The sequence below is a fragment of the Cellulomonas sp. PS-H5 genome, from assembly GCF_019265565.1.
In the GTDB taxonomy this organism is placed as follows: domain Bacteria; phylum Actinomycetota; class Actinomycetes; order Actinomycetales; family Cellulomonadaceae; genus Cellulomonas.
On the sequence record NZ_JAHVCI010000110.1, the window covers coordinates 1 to 4507 of the forward strand.

Genomic DNA, 4507 nt, shown 5'->3' on the forward strand with positions numbered 1-4507 from the left:
CGTCCGCGCCGCCCCCGTCGTCGCCGCGCCGCCCCCGTCGTCGCCGCGCCGCCCCCGTCGCCGCCGCGCCACCCCCGTCGCCGCCGCGCCACCCCCCGTCGTCGCCGGGTCGGCCCCGTCGCTGCCCGGTCGGCCAGGTCGCCGCCGGGTCAGGCCCCGGCGGCCGCCGCCTCCTCGCCGGTGCTCGGCCCCATCAGCCCCAGCCGCTCCCCGAACGGCCCGGTGATCGACGCGACCCGCCCGTAGGGCGAGTCCTCCGCCGGGAGGTGCACGGCGCCGCCGAGCCGGGTGGCCGCCGCGACGACCGCGTCGGTGTCCTTGACCCGCACGTAGAGGCACCACTCGGCGCGGTCCCAGCCGCCGCCGATCCCGGCCACCGGCTCCCCGTCGAGCAGCAGCGTCGTGTAGTCGAAGCCCGGCTCGCTGATGTCCTGCAGCGCGTAGTCGAAGACCGCGGGGTAGAAGGCCCGCGCGGCGGTCGGGTCGGCGGACATGTGCTCGGCCCAGGCGATCGCGCCGGGCTCGTCGACGACCTCGGCGCCCAGGGAGGTGCCGGCCTGCCACAGCGCCACCGTTGCGCCGGCGGGGTCGGCGAGCACGGCCATCGCCCCGAACGCCATCACGTCCATCGGCCCGGCGAGCACGGTGGCCCCGGCTGCGGCGGCCCGGTCGGCGGTGCCGGCCGCGTCGGGCGTCGCGAGGAACGGCAGCCAGGCCACGGGAGCGTCCGGGTCGGGGCGGTAGCCGTTCAGCGCCGCCGCGCGCCGGCCGCCGACCAGGGCCTCGGAGTAGAAGCCGGTCTCCTCCGGCCCGACAGCGAACTCCCAGCCGAGCAGCGCGCCGTAGAACTGCCGCCCGAGCTCGAGGTCGGGGACCGCCAGCTCCGCCCAGCAGGGCGTCCCCTCGGGCCAGGGCGTGTCGCGCACGGTCATGTCGTCCCCCTCGGTGGGTCGGGCGCGGGCCGTGGCGGCGCCGCCGGGACCCATCAGACCACCGCCCGCCGACACCCGGCCAGCGCCGGGACGGCAGAGGGGCGCCCCGACGGGCCGGCGCTCCCTCCGCGCGCCGACCCGCCGGGACGCCCCGTCCCGTGGCCGCCCGTCAGGCGGCGAGCCGCCCCAGACCCGCGAACTCCCAGCCGGCGGTGCGCCAGCGGTTCGGGTCGAGCTTGCCGCGCGCGTCCACGACGCGGGGCGTGGCGGTGAGCGGCGCCAGCTTGTCGGCGTCCGCGTTCGCGAACTGGTCCCACTCGGTGAGGACCAGGACGACGTCGGTGCCCTCGACGGCCTCCTCGATGGAGGTCGCGTACGACAGCGTCGGGAACGACCGGCGCGCGGTGTCACCCGCCTCGGGGTCGAAGACCGTGACCTGCGCGCCGCGCAGGTGCAGCGCCGCCGCCACGTTGAGCGCCGGGGAGTCGCGGACGTCGTCGGTGTCGGGCTTGAACGCCGCGCCGAGCACCCCGATGCGGCGGTTCAGCACCGAGCCGCCGCAGGCCTCGACCGCCATGTCCAGCACGCGCTCGCGCTGGCCCATGTTGATCTCGTCGACCTGCTGCAGCAGCGCCGAGGCGCGGTAGGCGCCGAGCTCGTTGGCACGGTGCATGAGCGCACGGATGTCCTTCGGGAGGCAGCCGCCGCCGAAGCCGAGGCCCGCGTTGAGGAACTGCCGCCCGATGCGGACGTCGTGGCCCAGCGCGTCGGCGAGCACCGTGACGTCGGCGCCGGCGGCCTCGCAGACCGTGGAGATCGCGTTGATGAACGAGATCTTCGTGGCGAGGAACGCGTTGGCGCTGACCTTGACGAGCTCGGCCGTCGGCAGGTCGGTGACGACGACCGGGGTGCCCTCGGCGATCGGGCCGGCGTAGACCTCGCGCAGCGTGGCCTCGGCCCGGGCGGAGGTGCCGCCGAGCACGATGCGGTCCGGGTGCAGGGTGTCGTCGACGGCCTTGCCCTCGCGCAGGAACTCCGGGTTCCAGACCAGCTCGAGCGAGAGCCCCGCGGGGACCTGCGCGGCGACGAGCTCGCGCAGCCGGGCCGCGGTGCCGACCGGGACGGTCGACTTGCCGACGATCAGCGCGTCCTTCGTCAGGTTCGTCGCGATGGTGGTCGCCGCGGACTCCACGTAGGAGAGGTTCGCGGCGTGGCTGGTCTTCATCTGCGGCGTGCCGACGCAGATGAAGTGCACGTCGCCCCACGCGGCGGCGGACGCCAGGTCCGTGGTGAACCGCAGCCGGCCGGTCTCCAGGTGCTTCTCGAGCAGCGGGTCGAGCCCGGGCTCGAAGAACGGCACCTTGCCGGCGGCGAGCGCGTCGACCTTGGCCTGGTCGACGTCGGCGCCCAGGACCTCGAAGCCGAGCTCGGCCATGGCGACCGCGTGGGTCGCGCCGAGGTAGCCGGTGCCGTAGACGGCGATCTTCAGCGGGGCGGCCGGGGTGCCGGCGCCCGTGCGGGCCTCGGTCTCCTCGACGGGCAGGTCGGCCGCGGCCAGACCCTCGGCGGACAGGGCTGCGGCGGAGAGGGATGCGTCGTTCATGGCAGTGCTCCTCACGGTGGGGCGCGGGTGGCGGGGAGTGCGGGTCCGGCGGGCGGTCACGGGGTCGCCGCCGGGGTCGGGGTGGGCGAGGCGGTCGCGCTGGGCGACGGCGACGGCGCGGGGCTCGGCGAGGCGGTCGGCGCCGGGCTCGCGGTCGGTGCCGGGGACGGCGACGCGGTCGGAGCGGGCGCGGCGGCGGCCGCGGGCTCCTCCGCCGCCGGTGCCGCGGCGGTCGCGGCCGGCGCGGTGGCCAGCACCGTCCCGCCGAAGTTGCGCGCGGTGCCGGCCAGCCCGGTGCGGAACGCCTCGAGGCTGTTGGCCCGGGAGTCCACGCGCCAGTCGTTCGTGGCGAGCTGCCCGTCGACGTAGGTCGTCACCGCGAGGTTGAACCAGGCGAAGCCGATCACGTCGTCGTTGCGGCCGGGGTCGAAGCCCTCGAAGAACGACTTCACCCAGGCGGGCTTGGTGCCGCCGACCTCGGACGCGCCGACCTCGGCCAGCAGGATCTTCTTGTCGGTGATCTCCCGGAGCTGGTTGAGCGTCCGGTCGAACGTGTACCCGAAGGTCGCGTCGTTGTCCGACTTGTACGGCGGCCGCTGGTAGCCGGAGACGCCGACCCAGTCGACGTACGCGTCGCCGGGGTAGAGCGCCCGCAGGAAGTCGGTGCTCTGGTTGGCGGCCGGCAGGTTGTTGACGATGTTCGGCGCCCACACCCAGATGACGTACTGGTTGGCACCGTTCGCCTCGAAGACGTCGTGGACGTGCTGCCACATCTTCACGTAGTCGCCGACGCCGTTGCCGTTGATGGGGGCGCCCGAGCCGGTCTGCTCGGCCCAGGGGTACCAGACGCCGTTCATCTCGTGGTCCAGCCGGATGGCGAGCGGCAGCCCGGTCGCCGCGATGTCCTTCGCGTACTGCGTGAGGTAGGCGTCGAAGTCACCGTTGATGATCTTCGGCAGGGTGTAGTCCGGCTCGTCGACCACGTCGTTGCCGGACCCGATCGGCCGGGACTCCCAGGTGAGCATCGGCAGCATGCCGCGCTGCCAGGCGCGGGTCACCGCGTTGGCGCGGTAGGACTCGTCCCAGCCGCCGAAGAAGCCGACCATCGACTGCTGGCGGCCGACCTCGTTCGCCGCGTCGTCGAACGTGGCCCAGTTGAACGGGGCCTGCTCGGTGTACATGCCGAAGTAGCGGCTGGTCGGGTTCACCAGCGCCGCCTTGCTCGGGGCCGTCGGCTTGGTGGGCGCGGCGGGGGTGCTCGGGTTGTCCGGGCGCGGGGTGCTGGGGTTCGCCGCGCCGGAGCCGGCCGCCGCCGCCGAGCCGCCACGGCCGGAGCGGGACGAGGAGCCGGACGACTTCGACGAGCCCGACCGCGACGACCCGGAGGTCGCCTTCTGGTCCGCCTCGGCCGCCTCGGCCTCGCGCTGCGCCTGGTTCTGCGCGGCGGACTCCTCGCCCTTCTTGCGGGCTGCCTGCTCGTCGCCGAGGACCTCGCGCAGGGCGTCGGCCTGCGCGCGGCTGGACTGGAGCTGGCCCTCGAGCTCGGCGTTCCGCTGCTGCAGCGCGAGCTCGGCGGCGGTCGGCTCGTCGGCCTGGGCGTTGACGATCGAGGAGACCGTCGGCAGGTTCCACACGACGGCGGTGACGGCCACGAGGGCCAGGACGATGACGGCGGTCGCGACGCGGGCGCGGACGGTCATCCGGCCCATCGTCGGGGCCCACCAGTGCTTGCCGCTGGGGGTGATGGGTGCGTCAGACATAGAGGAGGGCCTCCAGGGCGAACAGGACCACGGCGATCACGTAGGGGATCCCCGCGAGCGGGTTGAGCCGCCGGCGGGCGGGGGCGGGGGCGGCGGCACGGGCGTGCCGGCGCGAGGTCTCGGGGGCGGCGACGGTGGCGACCGCGGTGTGCCCGGCGAGGGCCGGCGCGGCGGCGGCCGGGGCGGGCGCGGCGGAGCCGGCCGCCAGCGGG

General features: G+C 75.5%; 3 protein-coding genes and 1 pseudogene. All 4 read right to left on the reverse strand.

Annotated features, from left to right (window positions below; translation table 11 throughout):
* Positions 1-149 precede the first annotated feature (149 nt).
* Entirely contained in the window at positions 150-932 is a 783-nt protein-coding gene (locus J5O08_RS20295) for a VOC family protein (protein ID WP_218708716.1), read from the reverse strand.
* A gap of 169 nt (positions 933-1101) precedes the next feature.
* Positions 1102-2535, reverse strand: a complete 1434-nt coding sequence (locus tag J5O08_RS20300) for a UDP-glucose/GDP-mannose dehydrogenase family protein (protein WP_218708717.1) — start codon at positions 2533-2535, stop codon at positions 1102-1104.
* A 56-nt stretch (positions 2536-2591) separates the two neighbouring features.
* Positions 2592-4295, reverse strand: a complete 1704-nt coding sequence (locus tag J5O08_RS20305; RefSeq protein ID WP_255590293.1) for a glycoside hydrolase family 26 protein — start codon at positions 4293-4295, stop codon at positions 2592-2594.
* Positions 4288-4507, reverse strand: a pseudogene (locus J5O08_RS20310) (glycosyl transferase family 2); the annotation flags it as partial. The pseudogene J5O08_RS20310 and the gene J5O08_RS20305, both read right to left, overlap by 8 nt.

What these genes read in the sequence shown, in the direction of transcription:
- J5O08_RS20295 (WP_218708716.1), bottom strand. Translation starts at nt 932, where the DNA reads ATGACCGTGCGCGACACGCCCTGGCCCGAGGGGACGCCCTGCTGGGCG.
- J5O08_RS20300 (WP_218708717.1), bottom strand. Translation starts at nt 2,535, where the DNA reads ATGAACGACGCATCCCTCTCCGCCGCAGCCCTGTCCGCCGAGGGTCTG.
- J5O08_RS20305 (WP_255590293.1), bottom strand. Translation starts at nt 4,295, where the DNA reads ATGTCTGACGCACCCATCACCCCCAGCGGCAAGCACTGGTGGGCCCCG.